Consider the following 21273-nt stretch of genomic DNA (forward strand, 5'->3'; position numbering starts at 1 on the left):
GGTCCGCATGAATCCGCCAGTGTTTTATTTCTCGGCGACCTTCATCCTGCTGTTCGGCCTGGTTGTCATCACGCTGCCCAAGCAGGCCGGCGCGTGGCTTCTGGCGGCCCAGAACTGGGCGGCCAACACGGTCGGTTGGTATTACTTGCTGGCGATGACCCTGTATCTGATTTTCGTGGTAGTCACTGCATTGTCCGGCTACGGCAAGATCAAGCTCGGAGCCGACCACGACGAACCCGAGTTCAGTTACCTGTCCTGGGCCGGCATGTTGTTCGCCGCCGGGATCAGCATCACGTTGTTCTTCTTTTGCGTTTCGGAGCCGCTGACCCATCTGGTCCAGCCCCCCCAAGGGGAGGCCGGCACCGCCGATGCGGCGCGCCAGGCCATGCAGATCCTATTCCTGCACTGGGGCTTGCACGGCTGGGGCGTCTTTGCATTCGTCGGCATGGCCCTGGCGTACTTCGCCTACCGGCACAACTTGCCGTTGGCCTTGCGGTCGGCGTTGTACCCGCTGATCGGCAAGCGCATCAATGGCCCGATCGGTTATGCAGTGGACGGCTTCGGCATCATCGCGACCGTGTTCGGCCTGGGCGCGGACATGGGGTTTGGAGTGCTGCACCTCAATTCCGGGCTGGATTACCTGTTCGGCATCGCCCACACGCAGTGGATTCAGGTTGGCCTGATCGTACTGATGATGGGGGCGGCAATCATCGTCGCCGTGGCGGGTGTCGATAAAGGTGTGCGGGTCATGTCTGACATCAACATGCTGCTGGCCTGCGCGCTGTTGCTGTTCGTGCTGTTTGCCGGGCCGACGCAGCACCTGCTCAACACGCTGATTCAGAATTTGGGGGACTACCTCGGCGCGCTGCCGATGAAAAGTTTCGACCTGTACGCCTACAACAAGCCCAGTGACTGGTTGGGCGGCTGGACCGTTTTCTACTGGGCGTGGTGGATCGCCTGGTCGCCGTTCGTGGGGCTGTTTATCGCACGGATTTCCCGTGGCCGTACGATCCGCGAATTCGTGTTTGGCGTGCTTTTGATTCCACTGGGTTTCACCCTGGCGTGGATGTCGATCTTCGGCAACAGTGCCCTCGACCAGGTACTGAACCATGGCATGAGTGCCTTGGGCATGTCCGCTCTGGAGAACCCGTCGATGAGCCTTTACCTGCTGCTGGAAACCTATCCGTGGAGCAAGACGGTGATCGCGGTCACGGTGTTTATCAGCTTCGTGTTTTTTGTCACGTCCGCCGATTCAGGCACCGTGGTGCTTTCGACATTGTCTGCCAAGGGTGGCAGCCCCGATGAAGACGGGCCGAAATGGCTGCGTGTGTTCTGGGGGGCGATGACCGCCCTGGTGACCAGTGCCTTGCTGTTTTCCGGCAGCATCGATGCGCTCAAGTCAGCGGTGGTGCTGACGTCGTTGCCGTTCTCCATGATTCTTTTGCTGATGATGTGGGGGCTGCACAAGGCGTTCTATCTCGAATCCCAGAAGCAGATTGCGCAATTGCATTCCCTCGCGCCGGTGGCGGGATCTCGCCGGGGCACGGGCGGCTGGCGCCAGCGTCTGAGCCAGGCGGTGCATTTCCCTTCCCGGGACGAGGTGTACCGTTTCCTGGACACCACGGTGCGCCCTGCCATCGAAGAAGTGAAAGCGGTGTTCGCTGAAAAAGGCCTGGCGGTGATGACCCAGCCAGACCCGGCCAACGACAGCGTCAGCCTGGAGATCGGCCACGGCGAGCAGCATCCGTTCATCTACCAGGTGCAGATGCGCGGCTACTTCACGCCGTCCTTCGCCCGGGGCGGCATGGGCTCCAAGCAAATCAACAACCGGCGTTACTACCGAGCCGAGGTGCACCTGAGCGAAGGCAGCCAGGATTACGACCTGGTGGGCTACTCCAAGGAGCAGGTCATCAACGACATCCTCGATCAGTACGAACGCCATATGCAGTTCTTGCATCTGGTGCGCTGAGCTAAGCCCAAGGACGGCGTCAACGAGCTTAGGGTCTGGCACCACCGGCCCCAACGCGAGCAGGCTCGCTCCCACAGGTCAAGGATTCCCTTGTGGGAGCGAGGTTGCTCCGGGCGGCGATCCGACGAAAGCGGTTTGACTTGGGGTTCAGATCGCAGCCTCAGACCAGCCCACCATTGGCCCGCAGGATCTGCCCGTTCACCCAGCCGGCAGCCGGGCTGGCCAGGAAAGACACGATGCTGGCAATGTCTTCCGGCTGGCCGAGGCGCTCCAAGGGCGGCATCTTCGCGTAGTGCTGCACCTGCTCTTCGCTTTTGCCGTGCATGAACAGCTCGGTGGCGACCGGCCCCGGGGCCACGGCATTGACCGTGATCTGTCGACCGCGCAGTTCCTTGGCAAACACCTGGGTCAGCGACTCCACCGCGGCCTTGCTGGCGATGTACACCGAATAGCCAGGCAGGTTCAGGCCCACGGTGCTGCTGGAAAAATTCACGATGCGGCCGCCGTCGTTCAGCCGGGTCGCGGCTTCGCGCAAGGTGTTGAACGTGCCCCGGGTATTGATTGCAAACGTGCGGTCGAACAGCTCATCGCTGTGCTGTGCCAAGGGCATGACCTGGAGGATGCCGGCGTTGTTGATCAACACATCGATCTTGCCCAGCTGTGCTTCGACTTCATCGAACATCCGGCTGACATCGGCGGCAACCGACACGTCGGCCTTCACCGCTATGGCCTGGTGACCGGCCTGGCGCAACTGCACAACCAGCCTGGAGGCTTCGGTGGCACTGCTGGCGAAGTTGACGGCGACGGCGAAACCGTCAGTGGCCAGTTGCTTGGCAATCTCTGCACCGATGCCGCGCGAGGCGCCGGTGACAATGGCAACTTTGGAGTTTGGAACAGTCATGGCAAGAATCCCCTGAGATGTCGTGGTAGGTTGAAGCCAGATTCACATGTTTACTCTTGGCGATAAATGCAGGAAAGTTGCCTTGACTGTTCAATATCTCTCAACAATCAGGGCGCAGGATTTCGGATGGATCAGGTCAAGGCCATGCGGGTATTTGTCCGCATATACGAGCGCAGCAGTTTCACCCTGGCCGCTGAAGATTTGAGCATGCCCCGGGCGACGCTGACCCACACGCTCAATCAGTTCGAGGCCTGGTTGGGGGTGCGTTTGCTGGAGCGCAGCACCCGCAAGGTACGCCCGACCCTTGATGGCGAAGCCTATTACCCGCGATGCGTGCAGTTGCTGGCCGAGCTGGAGGAAGCCGAACTGGCGTTTCGCGGCGTGGCGCCCAAAGGCAAGCTGAGGGTGGACCTGCACGGAACCCAGGCGCGATATTTCGTGATCCCGGCGCTGCCGCAATTCATGGCTCGCTACCCCGAAATAGAATTGTTCATCAGCGAGGCGGATCGTTTCGTCGACCTGATTGCCGAAGGCGTTGATTGCGTCGTGCGTTCCGGCACGTTGGCGGATTCGTCATTGATTGGCCGGCGCGTCGCCAATCTTCGGCAGATCACTTGCGCCAGTCCTGCTTACCTTCGCCGGCACGGTGAGCCGAAAAGCCTCGCGGATCTGAAACATCACAAAGCGGTGAATTACGTCTCGCGCAGTACCGGCAAGCTGTATCCGTTCGAGTTCATGGTCGAGGGCGAACTCAAGGAAGTGCCGATCGGGGGCACGTTGTCAGTGTCCGGCGCGGAAATCTACGCCGCGTCGGCCATCGCCGGGATGGGCCTGATCCAGTGCCCGCATTACCGGATGGAGGAGCCGATCCGGCAGGGTCTGATCCAGGAAGTCCTCGCCGCGACTCCACCACCTTCCATGCCAGTGTCGGTGCTCTATCCGCACAACCGACACATGTCGTCACGGGTGCGAGTGTTCGTGGATTGGGTGGCCCAGGTGTTTGCGCAGGCGCGTTAAGGCTAGGCTATCGAGCCCTGTGGGCGCGAGCTTGCTCGCGATGAGGCCATACCTGTCGATGATTTGTTGGCAGATCCACCGCTATCGTCGGATCGCCGCTCGGAGCAAGCTCGCTCCACACCTGCCATGCGAACTTTCGGCCTGACCGATGCGTCTGTGAAATGTTAGCTTCTGCCACTCGCCGTTCGCACAGAGAGCCTTTTCGATGACCTACACCGCTGCGCAAAACCGCTACGAGTCCATTCCCTATCGCCGCGTCGGGCGCAGCGGGCTGGTGCTTCCGGCCCTGTCACTCGGCTTGTGGCACAACTTCGGCGACAGTACGCCGATCGATACTCAGCGAGCCTTGCTGCGCACGGCATTCGACCTGGGCATCAACCATTTCGACCTCGCCAACAACTACGGCCCGCCCTACGGCAGCGCCGAAATCAATTTCGGTCGGCTGTTGCGTGAAGATTTCAAGCAGTACCGCGATGAACTGATCATCTCCAGCAAGGCCGGCTGGGACATGTGGCCCGGCCCTTATGGACAGGGCGGCGGTTCGCGCAAATACGTGCTCGCCAGCCTCGACCAGAGCCTGCAACGCTTGGGCGTGGATTACGTGGACATTTTCTACTCCCACCGTTTCGATCCCGACACGCCACTGGAGGAAACAGCCAGCGCCCTCGCCACAGCCGTTCAACAGGGCAAGGCTTTGTACATAGGCATCTCTTCGTATTCGGGCGTGAAGACCCGGGAAATGGCCGCGCTGCTCAAGGAATGGAAAGTCCCGCTGCTGATCCACCAGCCGGCCTACAACCTGCTCAATCGCTGGGTGGAAAAAGACCTGCTGGACGCTACCGAGGAGCTCGGCACTGGCGTCATCGCTTTCACGCCGCTGGCCCAGGGACTGCTGACCGACAAGTATCTCAAGGGCATTCCGGCCGATGCGCGGGTGAATCGTCCGGGCGGTGGCTCGTTGCAAGCGTCGCATCTGTCGGATGAAAATATCGCCCACGTCCGCGCCCTCAACGAAATCGCCCAGCGTCGCGGCCAAAGCCTGGCTCAAATGGCCCTGGCCTGGACGCTGCGCGATCCACGTGTCACCTCGGCCCTGATCGGCGCGAGCCGGCCGGAGCAGATCGTCGAGAACGTCGGGGCGTTGCAGAACCTCAACTTCAGCGCCGAAGAACTGGCCGAGATCGACCGGTTTGCCCAGGAGGGTGGGATTAACCTGTGGGAGAAGCCTTCGACGGCGGAGTAACACCGAACACCCCTGTGGCGAGGGAGCTTGCTCCCGCTGGGCCGCGAAGCGGCCCCAAACCCATTCAACGCTGCGTATCAGGAAAAGCAGTGGGACAGGTTTTGCGACTGCTGCGCAGTCGAGCGGGAGCAAGCTCCCTCGCCACGGGGATATGCGTTACCCCGGAAAACCATTCGGGCAAGGCACTCACCTGAAAAACGGCACATCCCCCAACACCGTCGCCCGGTGCATCACGCGCCGGGCGGGACGGTAGTCGTCCACGGCGAAATGCTGGGTCACGCGGTTATCCCAGAACGCCACGTCGTTGGCCTGCCAGCGCCAACGAACGGTGAACTCCGGTCGGGTGGCGTGGGCGAACAGCAGTTTCAGGATCGCCTCGCTTTCGGTTTCCGATAGCTCGTTGATTCGGGTGGTAAAGCCTTCGTTGACGAACAGCGAGCGGCGGCCGCTCACTGGATGAGTACGTATTACTGGATGGGACAACGGCGGGTTCTTGCGCCGTGCTTCCTCCCAGCGCACCAGGTCTTCAGGCGAGTTGCCGAAGCGCTCCAGCGGAAATGAACGGGTGAAATCGTGGGTCGCTGTCAGACCTTCCAGCAAACTTTTCAACGGCGCCGACAACGCTTCGTAGGCTGCAATGCCGCTGGCCCATAACGTGTCGCCGCCAAACGCCGGCAGCAGCTTGGCGCTGAGCACCGCGCCCAGGGCGGGTGTCGGCAAGAAGGTCACGTCGGTGTGCCACACCGCGTTATCGCGAACGTCGGTGACGGCGGTGTCGAGCACCAGCACTTCAGGCTGCTCCGGTATGTTGGGGTAGATCGGATGGATGTGCAGGTCACCGAAATACGCCGCGAAACGTGCCTGTTGCGGTGGTTCGATCGGCTGGTCGCGGAAAAACAGTACCTGATGTTCCAGCAATGCCTGCTCGACGAAATCCCGGTCTTGCGGACTCAGCGGTTGGCTGATGTCGATCCCGTTGATCTGCGCGCCGAGGGCAATGCTTAAAGGGGTAATGGTCGGGCGGCTCATTTTGATTCTCTCGGATGGGCGCCGAATGGTCGGCGTGGTCATTGCGTATCAGTGAGCCTGGCCGTGCCATGGCACCAGTTTGCGTTGCAGGGCGCGCAGGCCCATCTCCATGGCGAAGGCGATCACTGCGATCACCAGGATTCCCAGAACCACGACATCGGTGACCAGGAATTGCGCCGCCGACTGCACCATGAATCCCAGGCCGCTGGTGGCTGCGATCAGTTCAGCGGCGACCAGCGTCGACCAACCCACGCCCAGGCCGATGCGAATGCCGGTAAGAATGTCGGGCAAGGCGCTGGGTACGATCACATGACGAATCAATTGCCTCCGCGAGGCGCCCAGGGACTGCGCGGCGCGCAATCTGGCCGGGTCGACGGTGCGCACGCCGGTGGCCGTAGCGATGGCGATCGGGGCGAAGATCGCCAGGTAGATCAGTAGGACTTTCGACAGCTCGCCGATGCCGCACCAGATCACGATCAGCGGCAAGTAAGCCAGGGGAGGGATCGGCCGATAGAACTCGATCAGCGGATCGAGCACGCCACGGGCAATACGATTGGCGCCGATGGCGATGCCCACCGGCACCGCTGTCAGCACCGCGAACAACAGGCCCAGGCCAATCCGGCCGAGGCTTGCGCCCAGGTGTTGCCAGAGTGTCGAGTCCATGTAGCCGCTGGTTGCCAGCAGCCAACCCTTCTGCAGCACGGCGAAGGGCGGCGGCAGGAACAGCGGTTCGATCAGCCCGGTGGCGGTGATCGCCCACCAGAGAAACAGCAACACCACCAATGTCAGGCCGCTGATCCAGCGTGTGCTCAGCCTGCGTCGAGCGGGTGCGGCCGCGTGCGAATTCACGGCATCGCCGGCCACGGCTGGAATTTCATAGCTGCTCATGCGCGCTCCTGTTGTCGAGTGGCGCTGCGTTGGGAAAACACTCTAGCAAGCACGTGCTCGCGGGTCTCGATGAAGCGTGGATCGGACTTGATCGACCGGGCCGATTCGCCAGCGCCGTAGCGGTGGCCGAAATCCAGGCTCAGCCGCTCGACGATCCGCCCGGGATCGGGCGCCAGCAAAATCAGGTCGGTCGCCAGGAACACGGCTTCTTCGATGTCGTGGGTAATCAGGAACACCGGTTTGGCGGTGCGCTGCCAGACCTGCAGCAGCAGTTCCTGCATCTGCTCGCGGGTGAAGGCGTCCAGGGCTCCGAACGGTTCGTCCATCAACAGTACCCGTGGATCGGCCGCCAGCGCGCGGGCCAGGCCGACGCGTTGCTTCTGACCGCCAGACAGCTGCCAGACGCGACGCTTTTCGAACCCGGCCAGGTCCACCAAGGCAAGCATTTCCCGGGCGCGAGCCTCGCGTTTTTCTCTCGCGACCCCGGCCAGTTCCAGGCCAAACCCGACGTTTGCCAGCACGTCCTGCCAAGGCAGCAACGCATCGTCCTGGAACACCACGCCACGTTCGGCGCCCGGGCCTGACACTGGCACGCCGTCCAAGGTGATTTGCCCGGCGCTGGGCTCGACGAACCCGGCAATCAGGTTCAGCAACGACGTCTTGCCACTGCCGGATGGCCCGAGGGCGACCAGCAACTGCTGTGGGCCCAGGGTCAACGAAATATCCGCCAGTACCGGTTTCGTGGCGCCGGGGTACTGTGCGCTGATGCGCTCCAGCTGTAGCAAGGCCATCTCGGTGTCTCCTTTTTGATCAGCGAGTGATGTATTTGGCGCTGACGTACGGTGCGTAATCCGGCAGTACGGCTTCGACCTTGCCTTGCTCCTTGAGGAACGCGGCGGTGTTGGTTATCGCCTGGGTGGTTGGGGCGCCGAGGCTCAGCACCTGGTCTGCGGCCAGGGGGAATACGTTGCCTTGCAACAACAGCGGGATATCGCTGGCCTTGGCCCCGGATAGCTTCACCAGCTTGTCGATGTTGGACGCATCGGCCAGCCAGGCTTGTGGGTCCTTGCGGTATTGGGCGTAGGCATCCAGGGTGACTTTTGCGAAAGCCGTGACGATTTCAGGGTGCTGCTGGGCGAAGTCCTTGCGCACGATCCATGCGTCGAAGGTCGGTGCGCCAAATTGCGCCAGTTCCGCAGAGGTAATCAGCACCTTGCCGTTTTCCTTGGCCACGCCCAGGGCTGGGTCCCAGACGTAGGTGGCGTCGATGTCGCCGCGTTTCCACGCCGCGATGATGGCCGGTGGGGCGAGGTTGAGCACGGTGACTTTCGATGGGTCGATATTCCAGTATTTCAGCGCGGCGAGCAGGCTGTAATGGCCGGTGGAAACAAACGGCACGGCGATCTTCTTGCCGATCAGGTCCTGCGGGGTCTTGATGCCGGAGCCGTCACGGGCCACCAAGGCTTCGGCGGCGCCGATCTGCGTCGCGATGAGGAATGTTTCTACTGGCACCTTACGAGTGATCGCGGCGGTCAGCGGGCTGGAGCCGAGGTAGCCGATCTGCACATCGCCCGAGGCGATGGCGGCGATGATATCGGCACCGTTGTCGAACTTGCGCCAGGCGATCTTGGCCTGGGTGGCTTTTTCATACGCGCCATCGGCTTGGGCGACTTTCGCCGGGTCCACGGTGGTCTGGTAGGCGACGGTCAGGTCGGTTGCCTGTGCGAAAAAACTCGCCGCGGCCAGGGAGGCGGCTGCGAGAAGGCGAAGGGGGAAACTCAAAGACATGGTAAAGCTCCTCAACAAGCCGCCGGAGAGTCGGCGTTGGAGGAGACTAAATGATCTAAGAACTCTAAAATAAATAACTTTTTCGCATTAGCTTATCTGCGAAAAAGTCTATCGAGAAGCCACGAAACCCCTGTGGCAAGGAAGCAAGCTCCCTCGCCACAGAATGTTCTTGCCAGCGGCGAATCAGTTACTGATCGCTAGAATGCTCGCCTGGTACGACCCCACGAACACGTCGAAATCACCCACTTCGTTCTGCTCCAACTCGGTTTGCTGGACCAGGGATCGCCGAGCATTTTCCTCGAAGGCAATTATTTCATCGGCCGACAGTGGCTCTGCGCGGAAAAACTCGGCGTGGGCCTTGCTCTGGCGCAGGGAGAACTGGGCGAAGCTTTCCTTGTGTTCGGCCATGGCCGCCAGTACCCGGGCGGATGGCGTGAGGGATGGGTCGCGGACTTTTGCCAGTTGGGCGTCCAGCGCCTGGCGGTGGTCATCACCACCTTGGCTTTGGTCGAGCAGTGCCGCCAGCGGGGCGATCTTGTCCAGCAATTCCAGGGCCCAGGCTTGCATGTCCACCGATTCACCCTGGCGCTGCAATTGCAGGCCTGGCTTGCGGCCTTCCTTGACCACCGTCAGGAAGTTGCTGGTGGCGTTGCTGCACTCGTTGTTTTCCAATTGCGGGCTGTCGTCGAGGCCGCAATACAAGAGGAACGCATCGAGGAACCGCGATTCGGTCAGGTCGATGCCCATCGGCAAGAACGGGTTGATGTCCAGGCAACGTACTTCGACGTACTGGATGCCACGGGCCATCAGCGCCTGGATCGGTCGCTCCCCGGTGTAGGTCACGCGCTTGGGGCGGATGTTGGAGTAGTACTCGTTTTCGATCTGCAGGATGTTGGTGTTGAGCTGCACCCATTCGCCGTTCTGGTGAGTGCCGATCTCGACATACGGCGCATACGGCGTTGCCACAGCCTTGCGCAGGCTATCGGTGTAGCTTGCCAGGTCGTTGTAGCAAGGCGTCAGGCCGGCCTGGGCGTTGCTCTGGTAACCCAGGTCGCTCATGCGCAGGCTGGTGGCATAGGGCAGGTACAAGGTGTCCGGGTCCAATTGTTCCAGCTGATGCGGTCGGCCACGCAGGAAACCGGCGTCGAGGGCCGGCGAGGCGCCGAACAGGTACATCAATAGCCAGCTGTAGCGCCGGAAATTGCGGATCAGGGCGATATAGGCCGACGACTGGAAATCCCGGTCGCTCAGATCGCTGGCTTCGTCCTGGCGCAGCAGGGGCCAGAGCTTTTCCGGCAGGGAAAAGTTGTAGTGGATCCCGGCGATGCATTGCATGGTCTTGCCGTAACGCAAGGCCAGACCCTTGCGATAGACATACTTGAGCCGACCGATGTTCGAGGTGCCGTAATAGGCGATCGGAATCTCCTCCTCAGCCGGCAGCGGACACGGCATCGAAGGGCTCCACAGGTATTCGTCGCCGAGCTTGCTGTAGACAAACCGGTGGATCCTGTCGAGGCTGCGCAGGGTATCAGCCGGGTTGGCCAGGGCCGGGGTGATGAATTCCAGCAGCGACTCGGAATAGTCGGTGGTGATCTGTTCGTTGGTCAGCGCCGAGCCCAGGGCTTGCGGGTGCGGCGTCTGCGCCAGGCGCCCGTTGTCGGTGACACGCAGGCATTCACGTTCGATACCGTGCAGGCACTGCTCGAGCAGGGAGAGGTTGGCGCGCTCGCCGAGCAGGGCCAGGCGGCGGTTTAAAAGGTCGCTCAAGTTGAATTCCTTCACGCGTCAGTCGCCCCAATATGGGGGTGGGCAAGACGGTCTACAAGGGTGAAGTTAAAACTGGCGTTTTCGCCTGGTTTACATACGGTCAAAGAAGATCGCCGCCGTCCCTCGTGGGAGCGAGCTTGCTCGCGATAGCGGTATATCAGTCAACTAAATGTGACAGGTCCATCGCCATCGCGAGCAAGCTCGCTCCCACAGGAAAGCCCGACACCGCATTCGTGGTGTCGAAATTAACTCAAATCGATGACCAGGAGCTATAGGACAGCGAACGTGCCTTGCGCTTTTGCGACCAGCTTGTCGCCTTGCATCACATCGGCCTCGACCACCAATGTGCGCCGGCCCGGGTGGATGACCCGGGCGGTGCACAACACCTCGCCGTCGGACACGGCGCGGATGTAGTTGATCTTGCACTCGATGGTCGCAGACTGCTGGTCGAAGCCATGGACACTGGAGCAGGCCAGGCCCATGGCGATGTCCACCAGGCTGAACAGCGCACCGCCGTGCAGCTTGCCGCCGCGATTACGCAACTCGGGGGCCAGGTCCAGGGTGACCTGCGCCACCCCGTCCCCAAGGCTGTGCAAGCGGCAGCCGAGCAGCTTGAAAAACGCGCTCTCCACCAACCCGGCTGGCGCGTCCATCAGCGTTTTTTCAATTGCTTGGCGTTGGCGAACAGCGAGGCCATGGCGTTGTTCGCCGGGGCCGCCGTGGCGGTCTCCTTGCGGGGCGCGGTGTTCTGCGACTGGCGTGGGGCGGCGCCTGGGCGAGCACCGCGGGCACCGTCGACCTTCTCACCCGGCGTGTCACTCATGCGCATCGACAGGCCAACGCGTTTGCGCGGGATATCGACTTCCATGACCTTCACTTTCACCACGTCGCCGGCCTTCACGGCTTCGCGCGGGTCCTTGATGAATTTTTCCGACAGTGCCGAGATGTGTACCAGGCCGTCCTGGTGCACGCCGATATCAACGAACGCGCCGAAGTTGGTCACGTTGGTGACCACGCCTTCGAGGATCATGCCCGGTTGCAAGTCCTTGAGGTCTTCGACGCCTTCCTGGAATTCGGCGGTCTTGAATTCCGGACGCGGGTCGCGGCCCGGCTTCTCCAGCTCTTGCAGAATGTCGGTCACGGTGGGCAGGCCGAAGGTTTCGTCGGTGAATTTCTTCGGGTCCAGGCGCTTGAGGAACGCCGCGTCGCCGATCAGCGAGCGGATGTCGCGGTCGGTCTGGGCGGCGATGCGTTGGACCAGCGGATAGGCTTCCGGGTGGACCGCCGAGGAGTCGAGCGGGTTGTCGCCGTTCATGACGCGCAGGAAGCCGGCGGCTTGTTCGAAGGTTTTTTCACCCAGGCGCGGGACTTTCTTCAACGCGGCGCGGGTCTTGAACGCGCCATGTTCATCACGGTGGGTGACAATGTTCTGCGCGAGTGTCGCGTTCAGGCCGGAAATCCGCGCCAGCAGTGCCACCGAAGCGGTGTTCACGTCCACACCCACGGCGTTCACGCAATCCTCCACCACGGCGTCCAGGCCACGGGCCAGTTTCAGTTGGGACACGTCGTGCTGGTATTGACCGACACCGATGGATTTCGGATCGATCTTCACCAGTTCCGCCAGTGGATCCTGCAGGCGACGGGCGATCGACACCGCGCCACGGATCGACACGTCCAGGTCCGGGAATTCCTTCGAAGCCAGTTCCGACGCCGAATAAACAGAAGCACCGGCTTCGGAGACCATGACCTTGGTCATTTTCATGGCCGGGTATTTCTTGATCAGTTCCGCTGCCAGCTTGTCGGTCTCGCGGCTGGCGGTGCCGTTGCCGATAGCGATCAGGTCCACCGAATGCTTGGTGCACAGGGCGGCGAGCACCGCGAGGGTCTGGTCCCATTTGTTGTGCGGCACGTGCGGGTAGACCGTGGCGTGGTCCAGCAACTTACCGGTGGAATCGACGACCGCTACCTTGCAACCGGTGCGCAGGCCCGGGTCCAGGCCCAGCGTGGCGCGGGGGCCGGCCGGCGCGGCCAACAGCAGGTCGTGCAGGTTGTGGGCGAATACGTTGATCGCCTCGGTCTCGGCGTTATCGCGCAACTCACCGAGCAAGTCGGTTTCCAGGTGGGTATAGAGCTTGACCTTCCAGGTCCAGCGCACCACCTCGGCCAGCCATTTGTCGGCGGCGCGGTTCTGGTTCTGGATGCCGAATTGCTGGGCGATCATGCCTTCGCACGGGTGCATGGTGCCGGGCAGTTCTTCGCCGACCTTCAGCGCGGAGCTGAGAATGCCTTCGTTGCGGCCACGGAAAATCGCCAGGGCACGGTGGGACGGCATGCTCTTGAGCGGTTCGTCGTGCTCGAAGTAGTCGCGGAACTTGGCGCCTTCCTCCTCTTTGCCGGCGATCACGCGGGCACTGAGGGTCGCCTCCTGCTTGAGGAAGTTACGCAGCTTTTCCAGCAGGTTGGCGTCTTCGGCGAAACGCTCCATGAGGATGTACTTGGCGCCTTCCAGCGCGGCCTTTACGTCCGCCACGCCTTTTTCCGCATCGATAAAACGCGCGGCTTCGGTTTCCGGGGCGAGGGTCGGGTCGTTGAACAGGCCGTCGGCCAGCTCGCCGAGGCCGGCTTCCAGGGCGATCTGGCCCTTGGTGCGGCGCTTTTGCTTGTAGGGCAGGTACAAGTCTTCGAGGCGGGTCTTGGTGTCGGCCAGCTTGATGTCGCGTTCGAGTTGCGGGGTCAGCTTGCCCTGCTCCTGGATGCTCGCCAGGATGCTGATGCGCCGTTCGTCGAGTTCGCGCAGGTAGCGCAGGCGCTCTTCCAGATGACGCAATTGAGTGTCATCGAGGCTGCCTGTCACTTCTTTCCGGTAACGGGCGATGAAAGGGACCGTGGAGCCTTCATCGAGTAGCGCGACGGCCGCTTCGACCTGTTGTGGGCGGACGCCGAGTTCCTCGGCGATGCGGCTGTTGATGCTGTCCATAAAACCACCTGACAAATTGTGAAATCAGGCTCGCCACCGCAGAAGCCGGGCTCGGCGAGACTGGTTGAGCGGCCTGGCGTGCGCCGCTGCCTGGGTCAAAAGGCTGCCTGTTGACCCGTGAAATCAAAAAAATGCTGCCTGGCCAGGGGGAAAAAGTGTTTCGCCGGTGTAACGATCCGGCCCTGTCCTGGCACAAAGGCCGCGCATTATAACCAGCGTTCCACCGTTAGGGTGCGTCGCGCCCGTGGGCTTGATCAGCGGATTGCTGGAGATAGGCGAAAAATCTGCTAACAATGCACACGGTACGCACAACGGCAGCTAGGCCATAATGCGCGCCGAGATCAAAGGAGCTTCCTATGAGCAGCACCGCACAAACTGCTGAAGGCGAAAAAATTCTGATTGTTGACGACGATCCAGGGCTGAGCAGCCTGCTGGAGCGCTTTTTCGTCAGCAAGGGTTACCGAGCCCGCACTGTACCGAACACGGAGCAAATGGACCGTCTGTTGGCCCGTGAGGTTTTCAACCTCGTCGTCCTCGACCTGATGCTGCCCGGTGAAGACGGCTTGACCGCCTGTCGCCGCCTGCGCGGCGCGAACAACCAGATCCCGATCATCATGCTGACCGCCAAGGGCGACGAGCTGAGCCGTATCAAGGGCCTTGAACTGGGCGCCGACGATTACCTGGCCAAGCCGTTCAATCCGGACGAGCTGATGGCGCGGGTCAAGGCGGTCTTGCGTCGCCAGTCGGCGCCGGTGCCGGGCGCGCCGGGCAGCGAAGACGAAAGCGTCACCTTCGGCGACTATGAACTGTCGCTGGCCACCCGCGAGCTCAAGCGCGGCGACGAGGTACACATGCTCACCACCGGTGAGTTCGCGGTCCTCAAGGCCCTGGTGATGAACGCTCGCCAGCCGCTGACCCGAGACAAGCTGATGAATTTGGCCCGTGGCCGGGAATGGGATGCGCTGGAGCGTTCCATCGACGTGCAGATTTCCCGCTTGCGCCGGATGATCGAGCCCGATCCATCCAAGCCGCGTTATATCCAGACCGTCTGGGGCGTAGGCTACGTATTCGTGCCGGATGGCGCCGCCAGCAAGTGATCGGCGATTTGTAGGAGCGGGAAGCCTGGTTGATTGAAGTCTTTTCCAGGCGACTCGCGGTCCGTCATTGTGCGAGCATCGCTCGCTCCTGCAAGTGTGTAGCGGCTATTCATGAAAACCCCCGTTTGGTTCCCCCAGAGTTTCTTTTCCCGCACCCTCTGGCTGGTGCTCATCGTCGTGCTTTTTTCCAAGGCGCTGACGTTGGTCTACCTGCTGATGAACGAAGACGTGCTGGTGGACCGCCAATACAGTCACGGCGTTGCCTTGACATTGCGGGCCTACTGGGCGGCCGACGAAACCAATCGAGCAAAGATTGCCGAGGCGGCAACATTGATTCGGGTGGTCGGAGCCGGCGTGCCGGAAGGCGAGCAGCACTGGCCATACAGCGAGATCTATCAGCGGCAGATGCAGGCCGAGTTGGGCGCCGACACCGAGGTGCGATTGCGCATGCACTCGCCGCCGGCATTGTGGGTGCGCGCTCCAAGCCTTGGGGATGGTTGGCTGAAGGTTCCGCTGTACCCCCATCCATTGCGGGGCCAGAAGATCTGGAACGTGCTGGGCTGGTTCCTGGCGATCGGCCTGCTTTCGACGGCTTCGGCGTGGATCTTCGTCAGCCAGCTCAACCAACCGCTCAAACGCCTCGTGTACGCCGCCCGGCAATTGGGCCAGGGGCGTAGTGTACGGTTGCCGATCAGCGATACGCCCAGCGAGATGACCGAGGTGTACCGAGCGTTCAACCAGATGGCCGAGGATGTCGAGCAGGCCGGACGCGAGCGTGAGCTGATGCTTGCAGGGGTCTCCCATGACTTGCGCACGCCCCTGACCCGGTTGCGGTTATCGCTGGAGTTGATGGGCGAGCACACCGACCTGACTGATGAAATGGTCCGCGATATCGAAGACATGGACGCGATTCTTGACCAGTTCCTGGCATTCATTCGCGACGGTCGTGATGAGTCGGTGGAAGAAGTCGATCTCAGCGACCTGGTTCGGGAGGTGGCTGCACCCTATAACCAGAACGAAGAGAAGGTCCACCTGCGCCTGGAGCCGATCCAGCCGTTCCCGCTACGTCGCGTATCGATGAAGCGCCTGCTGAACAACCTGATCGGCAACGCCCTGAACCATGCAGGCACAGGTGTGGAAGTGGCCGCCTACGTTTCGGGCGATACCAGCGCGCCCTACGTCGTGCTGAGCGTCATGGACCGAGGCGCCGGCATCGATCCGTCGGAATTGGAGGCCATTTTCAATCCGTTCACCCGAGGCGATCGCGCCCGGGGGGGAAAGGGCACGGGACTGGGCCTGGCGATCGTCAAGCGCATCGCCTCGATGCACGGCGGCAACGTCGAGCTGCGCAATCGCGTGGGCGGCGGACTGGAAGCGCGGGTGCGGCTGCCGTTGGGCTTGATGTTGCCTCGGGATGCGGTGTAGCGGAATCGCTCGGAAGGCGCAAAACCTGTGGGAGCGAGCTTGCTCGCGATGCGGTGGCTCAGCCAAATTTATGTTGGCTGACACACCGTCATCGCGAGCAAGCTCGCTCCCACAGTAATTTATAAATGGATTACCCCTTGCCCTTGGTCCGGGTCATGTTCGGCCCGCCGTTTTTCTCCAAGTGCTCGATGATGATCCCTGCCACGTTCTTGCTGGTGGTGGTCTCGATGCCTTCCAGGCCTGGCGAGGAGTTGACTTCCATCACCAGCGGTCCGTGATTGGAGCGCAGGATGTCCACGCCAGCCACCGCCAGCCCCATGACCTTGGCTGCCCGCAGGGCGGTCATGCGCTCTTCCGGCGTGATCTTGATCAGGCTTGCGCTGCCGCCGCGATGCAGGTTGGAGCGAAACTCCCCTGGCTTGGCCTGGCGCTTCATCGACGCGATTACTTTGTCGCCGACCACGAAGCAACGAATGTCCGCGCCCCCGGCTTCCTTGATGTATTCCTGGACCATGATGTTCTGCTTCAGGCCCATGAATGCTTCGATCACCGACTCCGCCGCCGTTGCGGTTTCGCACAGCACCACGCCAATGCCCTGGGTGCCCTCCAATACCTTGATAACCAGAGGCGCGCCATTGACCATGGCGATCAGGTCGGGAATGTCATCTGGAGAGTGGGCGAAGCCGGTCACGGGCAAGCCGATGCCACGCCGAGACAGCAATTGCAGCGAGCGCAGCTTGTCTCGCGAGCGGGCAATCGCAACGGACTCATTGAGGGGATACACCCCCATCATTTCGAACTGGCGCAATACCGCGCAACCGTAGAAGGTCACCGACGCGCCGATACGCGGGATCACCGCATCGAAGCCTTCCAGCGGCTTGCCGCGGTAATGGATTTGCGGTTTGTGGCTGGCAATGTTCATGTAGGCGCGCAGGGTATCGATCACCACCATTTCATGGCCACGCTCGGTCCCGGCCTCGACCAGGCGGCGGGTGGAATACAGACGCGGGTTTCGCGACAGCACAGCGATCTTCATGCAACACCTGTGGCAGAGGTAGTGGATACCGGGAATGCCGGCTTGTCTTGAACGTATTTGATGCCTGGATTGACCACCAACTGGCCGTCGATCAAGGCCTTGGAACCCAGCAACAGGCGATAACGCATGGATTTGCGGCAGGCGAGGGTGAATTCGACCCGCCAGAACCGATCGCCCAACGCCAGCGTGGTGCTGATCACATAGCGGACCTGGGCGTGGCCGTTGGAGCTCTTGATGGTCTTGCGCGCCACCAAGGGTGCTTCGCAGCGGCGATGGCGCAGTTGCACGACGGTGCCGAGGTGCGCGGTGAAGCGCACCCATTTTTCGCCGTCACGCTCGAATGGCTCGATGTCGGTGGCGTGCAGGCTCGAGGTGCTGGCGCCGGTGTCGATTTTTGCCCGTAGCCCGGCGACTCCCAGATCAGGGAGCGCCACCCACTCGCGCAGACCGACAACGGTCAGATGGTCGAAAGTCTTCAATAAAAACAACCTGAAATTGGCGCATCGGATTGCGGGTCCCGCGAATCGCGGTATTCACGCAGAATAATCACAAAATGACGACAGTTATCTACGTACTTGTTTGCATGTGTAACCGATGCCGACGCATGCCATGCGGACAGGCGGTTCGGCGGGCATTCTATCCGTCGGGACGGATTCGTGCGCCCGACAAAAACGGTAGTACAGTTCCAGCCATAGGTTAGAAAGAGGAATCCAAGTGGCACAAAAAAGCGAAGAGGATGACAAGGTCCGTCTCGATAAATGGTTGTGGGCGGCACGATTCTATAAAACCCGTGCCTTGGCCAAGGCTGCCATTGAAAGCGGCAAGGTCCATCACCGGGGCGAACGATGCAAGCCTGGCAAAGAGCCACGTATCGGTGATGAATACGTCATTCGAACAGGCTTCGACGAAAAAACGGTGGTCGTCGAAGCTTTGTCCATCGTGCGTCGCGGCGCGCCGCAGGCTCAAACGCTATACCGCGAGACCGAAGCCAGCGTCGCCAAGCGCGAAGCGGCAGCCGCCCAACGCAAGGCTGGTGCCCTGGGTGTGAGCACCGATGGCAAGCCCAGCAAGAAACAACGGCGAGACCTGTTCAAGTTCCATGGTAGCAACAGCGAGTAAAGCATCGGCCACACCGGTAACCCGTGGCGAGGGAGCTTGCTCCCGCTGGGCCGGTCCGACGCCTCGGGCGTAGCGGCCCCAGAATCTTGCGGTCGCTACGCAACCGAGCGGGAGCAAGCTCCCTCGCCACAACAGCGCTGCACATGCGGATAGATGTTCAGTCTTCCCACAAAGCAAAATCATGGCTTGCTTGGAACCCATCCTGAATGCCCATAAAATGCCAGCCATCCATTGCCATCACCTCAGAACCAGACTCCTATGACTGATTTACCGGATAACGACTACACCCAACGTTTCATCTTCGATGACAGCGACGCCCGTGGCGAGCTGGTAGCGTTGGAGCGTAGCTACGCCGAAGTCCTCGCCAAGCACCCCTATCCGGAGCCGGTCGCGCAGTTGCTCGGCGAGTTGATGGCCGCCGCGGCGCTGCTGGTGGGTACCTTGAAATTCGATGGCTTGTTGATTCTCCAGGCCCGTTCCGAAGGCCCGGTGCCATTGTTGATGATCGAGTGTTCGAGCGAGCGTGAGATCCGAGGCCTGGCCCGTTATCACGCCGAGCAGATCGCCCCCGACGCGACACTCTCCGACCTGATGCCCAATGGCGTTTTGGCCCTGACGGTCGACCCGAGCCATGGCAAGCGCTACCAAGGCATTGTCGATCTCGACGGCGCAACGCTGGCCGAGTGCTTCACCAACTACTTCGTCATGTCCCAGCAGACCAACACACGCTTCTGGCTGTACGCCGACGGGCGGCGTGCCCGTGGCCTGCTGTTGCAGCAATTGCCGGCCGACCGCATTCGTGATTCGGAAGAACGTGATGCCAGCTGGCAACACGTCACCGCTCTCGCCAGCACCTTGAGCGCCGATGAGCTGCTGGGCCTGGACAACGAAACCATCCTGCATCGCCTCTACCACGAAGAACAGGTTCGCCTGTTCGAAGGCCAGCCGTTACGCTTCAAATGCAGTTGCTCCCGTGAACGTTCCGGCAATGCGTTGGTCAGTCTGGGTCTGGAAGATGCGCAGCAATTGGTGATCGAGCATGGCGGCGCCATCGAAATCGATTGCCAGTTTTGCAATGAGCGCTACCTGTTCGATGCCGCGGACATCGCCCAATTGTTCGCCGGTGCGGGTGTCGACACACCGTCAGATACTCGTCACTAAATCGGTTCAGCGCAGGTAAATCTCCTGGCAAACGCCGGATTTACGCCGTACTGACGGGAGGGCCCTACTCTTTTTGGGCTTTTCTGGCATAATCCGGCCCACTTTTTTCGGGTAGTAGTGCGCGACTTCCTACTACAAAACGTTTGGAGCACTCGGCCACGGGCCGACGGGGAATCTCATGACGCAAGCCAATAACGCCGTGTACACCGATCTGAGTGTCGATGATCTGGTTAAAGAAGCCCTGAATCGCGGTGAAGGCGAGCTTGCCGATACTGGCGCGCTGGTTGTACGTACCGGTCATCGTACCGGTCGTTCGCCAGTGGACCGTTTCATTGTGGAAGAGCCAACCACCCAGCACGCCATTGCCTGGGGCCCGATCAACCGCAAGTTCCCGGCTGACAAGTTCGATGCCTTGTGGAACCGCGTCGCAGCCTACCTGGGCGAGCGCGAGCGTTTTGTCTCCCACGTGCATGTAGGTTCCGATCCTGCGCACTACCTGCCGGTCAAGATGACCACCGAGACTGCCTGGCACAACCTGTTCGGCCGCTGCCTGTTCATCAACCCCGAGCAATACAACGCCGGCGGCAAGGACGAATGGCAGATCCTCAACGCGCCGAACTTCGTCTGCGAGCCTGAGCGCGACGGCACCAACTCCGACGGTACCGTGATCATCAACTTCGCGGCCAAGAAAGTGCTGATTGCAGGCATGCGCTATGCCGGCGAGATGAAGAAAGCCCTGTTCTCCGTGCAGAACTTCCTGCTGCCGGCCGCCGACGTGCTGCCGATGCACTGCGCCGCGAACATGGGCGAAGAAGGCGACGTGACCCTGTTCTTCGGCCTGTCGGGCACTGGCAAGACCACCCTGTCCGCCGATGAAAGCCGCTACCTGATCGGTGACGACGAGCACGGTTGGGGCGTGGGCGTGGTCTTCAACATCGAAGGCGGTTGCTATGCCAAGTGCATCGACCTGTCCGAGAAGAACGAGCCGGTCATCTGGAAAGCCATCCAGCACGGTGCCGTACTGGAAAACGTGGTCCTGGACCCGGTCACCAAGAAAGCCGACTATGCCGACGACAGCCTGACCCAGAACAGCCGCGCCGCCTACCCGCGTGAGCTGATCGAAAAACGCGCACCAAAAAACCTCGGTGGCGAGCCAAACGCCGTGATCTTCCTGACCTGCGACCTGACCGGCGTACTGCCACCTGTGTCGATCCTCAGCGAAGAACAAGCCGCCTACCACTTCCTGTCCGGCTACACCGCACTGGTGGGCTCGACCGAAATGGGTTCGGGCAGCGGCATCAAGTCGACTTTCTCCACCTGCTTCGGCGCGCCGTTCTTCCCGCGTCCAGCCGGTGAATACGCTGAGCTGCTGATCAAGCGCATCCGTGGTTTCGGCTCCAAGGTCTACCTGGTCAACACCGGCTGGACCGGCGGCGGCTACGGCGTCGGCAAGCGCTTCAACATCCCGACCACCCGTGCGGTGATCGCAGCGATCCAGAGCGGCGCGCTGATCGGTGCTGAAACCGAACACCTGGACATCATCAACCTGGACGTGCCGCTGGCCGTCCCAGGCGTCGAGACTGGCCTGTTGAACCCACGCAATACCTGGGCCGACAAGGCCGCCTACGACGAAGCGGCCAAGGCATTGGCCGGTCTGTTCATCGAAAACTTCAAGAAGTTCGAAGTGAGCGATGCGATCAAGGCGGCAGGTCCACAGCTGTAAGGCTTGCCGATACATGAGAAAGCCGCCCTTTAAGGGCGGCTTTTTTGTGGGTGACTATTTTTCTTCCCGCGCCTGTTTATCCCTGGAAAGTAGAGGGCGAAATCGTATCCCAACAAAAAGAAAAGTCTCACGT

At 61.2% G+C, this 21273-nt stretch carries 18 protein-coding genes; 8 read left to right on the top strand and 10 right to left on the bottom strand.

From position 1 onward, the window contains the following. The first annotated feature begins 7 nt into the window (after nucleotides 1–7). The gene (gene betT / locus J3Q04_RS01455; protein WP_434611683.1) at nucleotides 8–1969 is read left to right on the top strand and encodes a choline transporter BetT; all 1962 of its coding nucleotides are present in this window, start codon (nucleotides 8–10) and stop codon (nucleotides 1967–1969) included. A gap of 160 nt (nucleotides 1970–2129) precedes the next feature. Here the strand turns inward: betT and J3Q04_RS01460 are convergent, their stop codons facing one another. Then, nucleotides 2130–2870, bottom strand: a complete 741-nt coding sequence (locus tag J3Q04_RS01460; protein ID WP_420766442.1) for an SDR family oxidoreductase — start codon at nucleotides 2868–2870, stop codon at nucleotides 2130–2132. A 126-nt stretch (nucleotides 2871–2996) separates the two neighbouring features. Here J3Q04_RS01460 and J3Q04_RS01465 point away from each other — a divergent pair, with 126 nt between their 5' ends. Beyond that, nucleotides 2997–3887: a LysR family transcriptional regulator gene (locus tag J3Q04_RS01465; RefSeq protein WP_434608370.1), complete on the top strand. Its 891-nt coding sequence runs from the start codon at nucleotides 2997–2999 to the stop codon at nucleotides 3885–3887. Nucleotides 3888–4092: 205 nt separating this feature from the next. Beyond that, nucleotides 4093–5130 carry an L-glyceraldehyde 3-phosphate reductase gene (gene mgrA, locus J3Q04_RS01470; RefSeq protein WP_434561220.1) on the top strand — a complete coding sequence of 346 codons (1038 nt, stop codon included), beginning with the start codon at nucleotides 4093–4095 and terminating at the stop codon, nucleotides 5128–5130. A gap of 186 nt (nucleotides 5131–5316) precedes the next feature. Here the strand turns inward: mgrA and tauD are convergent, their stop codons facing one another. The 7 genes from tauD to J3Q04_RS01505 all read right to left on the bottom strand — a co-directional run bounded on the left by tauD (nucleotide 5317) and on the right by J3Q04_RS01505 (nucleotide 13579). Further along, nucleotides 5317–6159 (bottom strand): taurine dioxygenase, encoded by an 843-nt coding sequence (tauD, locus tag J3Q04_RS01475; protein ID WP_420766439.1) that lies wholly within the window; start codon nucleotides 6157–6159, stop codon nucleotides 5317–5319. A gap of 48 nt (nucleotides 6160–6207) precedes the next feature. Beyond that, complete coding sequence (tauC, locus tag J3Q04_RS01480) at nucleotides 6208–7047, bottom strand: taurine ABC transporter permease TauC (protein ID WP_434608369.1); 840 nt, start codon at nucleotides 7045–7047, stop codon at nucleotides 6208–6210. Further along, on the bottom strand, nucleotides 7044–7838 hold the full coding sequence (gene tauB / locus J3Q04_RS01485) for a taurine ABC transporter ATP-binding subunit (protein ID WP_434608368.1): 795 nt from the start codon (nucleotides 7836–7838) through the stop codon (nucleotides 7044–7046). The genes tauC and tauB overlap by 4 nt, the downstream gene beginning before the upstream one ends. Nucleotides 7839–7857: 19 nt before the next feature. Next, nucleotides 7858–8835 (bottom strand): taurine ABC transporter substrate-binding protein, encoded by a 978-nt coding sequence (gene tauA, locus J3Q04_RS01490; protein ID WP_434608366.1) that lies wholly within the window; start codon nucleotides 8833–8835, stop codon nucleotides 7858–7860. A gap of 183 nt (nucleotides 8836–9018) precedes the next feature. Next, a complete protein-coding gene (gshA, locus tag J3Q04_RS01495) occupies nucleotides 9019–10602 on the bottom strand; it encodes a glutamate--cysteine ligase (protein ID WP_420766435.1) in 1584 nt (527 codons plus the stop codon). Between the two features lie 269 nt (nucleotides 10603–10871). Then, nucleotides 10872–11255 (bottom strand): PaaI family thioesterase, encoded by a 384-nt coding sequence (locus J3Q04_RS01500; protein ID WP_420766434.1) that lies wholly within the window; start codon nucleotides 11253–11255, stop codon nucleotides 10872–10874. After that, nucleotides 11255–13579 (bottom strand): Tex family protein, encoded by a 2325-nt coding sequence (locus J3Q04_RS01505; protein WP_434608363.1) that lies wholly within the window; start codon nucleotides 13577–13579, stop codon nucleotides 11255–11257. Before J3Q04_RS01505 ends, J3Q04_RS01500 begins: the two co-directional genes overlap by 1 nt. Nucleotides 13580–13935: 356 nt before the next feature. On the opposite strand from J3Q04_RS01505, the gene ompR reads away from it, so the two are divergent. Together ompR and J3Q04_RS01515 are read left to right on the top strand one after the other, a co-directional pair. After that, complete coding sequence (gene ompR, locus J3Q04_RS01510; RefSeq protein WP_003196691.1) at nucleotides 13936–14676, top strand: osmolarity response regulator transcription factor OmpR; 741 nt, start codon at nucleotides 13936–13938, stop codon at nucleotides 14674–14676. A gap of 111 nt (nucleotides 14677–14787) precedes the next feature. Further along, nucleotides 14788–16101 carry an ATP-binding protein gene (locus J3Q04_RS01515; protein WP_039592640.1) on the top strand — a complete coding sequence of 438 codons (1314 nt, stop codon included), beginning with the start codon at nucleotides 14788–14790 and terminating at the stop codon, nucleotides 16099–16101. A 130-nt stretch (nucleotides 16102–16231) separates the two neighbouring features. On the opposite strand, the gene rimK is transcribed toward J3Q04_RS01515, so the two are convergent. Both rimK and J3Q04_RS01525 read right to left on the bottom strand, forming a co-directional pair. Continuing rightward, nucleotides 16232–17137: a 30S ribosomal protein S6--L-glutamate ligase gene (gene rimK / locus J3Q04_RS01520; protein WP_215003541.1), complete on the bottom strand. Its 906-nt coding sequence runs from the start codon at nucleotides 17135–17137 to the stop codon at nucleotides 16232–16234. Then, nucleotides 17134–17556: an ATP-dependent zinc protease family protein gene (locus J3Q04_RS01525; protein WP_230633425.1), complete on the bottom strand. Its 423-nt coding sequence runs from the start codon at nucleotides 17554–17556 to the stop codon at nucleotides 17134–17136. Before J3Q04_RS01525 ends, rimK begins: the two co-directional genes overlap by 4 nt. Before the next feature lie 295 nt (nucleotides 17557–17851). On the opposite strand from J3Q04_RS01525, the gene J3Q04_RS01530 reads away from it, so the two are divergent. From J3Q04_RS01530 to J3Q04_RS01540, 3 genes are all read left to right on the top strand, one after another. Continuing rightward, nucleotides 17852–18256 carry an RNA-binding S4 domain-containing protein gene (locus tag J3Q04_RS01530; RefSeq protein WP_420766432.1) on the top strand — a complete coding sequence of 135 codons (405 nt, stop codon included), beginning with the start codon at nucleotides 17852–17854 and terminating at the stop codon, nucleotides 18254–18256. Between the two features lie 258 nt (nucleotides 18257–18514). Then, entirely contained in the window at nucleotides 18515–19417 is a 903-nt protein-coding gene (hslO, locus tag J3Q04_RS01535; RefSeq protein WP_434608359.1) for an Hsp33 family molecular chaperone HslO, read from the top strand. A 178-nt stretch (nucleotides 19418–19595) separates the two neighbouring features. Continuing rightward, entirely contained in the window at nucleotides 19596–21140 is a 1545-nt protein-coding gene (locus J3Q04_RS01540) for a phosphoenolpyruvate carboxykinase (RefSeq protein WP_420766430.1), read from the top strand. The last annotated feature ends 133 nt before the right edge of the window (nucleotides 21141–21273 follow it).

Origin of the sequence: Pseudomonas sp. D4-21, from assembly GCF_051132125.1 — a bacterium.
Lineage (GTDB): Bacteria > Pseudomonadota > Gammaproteobacteria > Pseudomonadales > Pseudomonadaceae > Aquipseudomonas.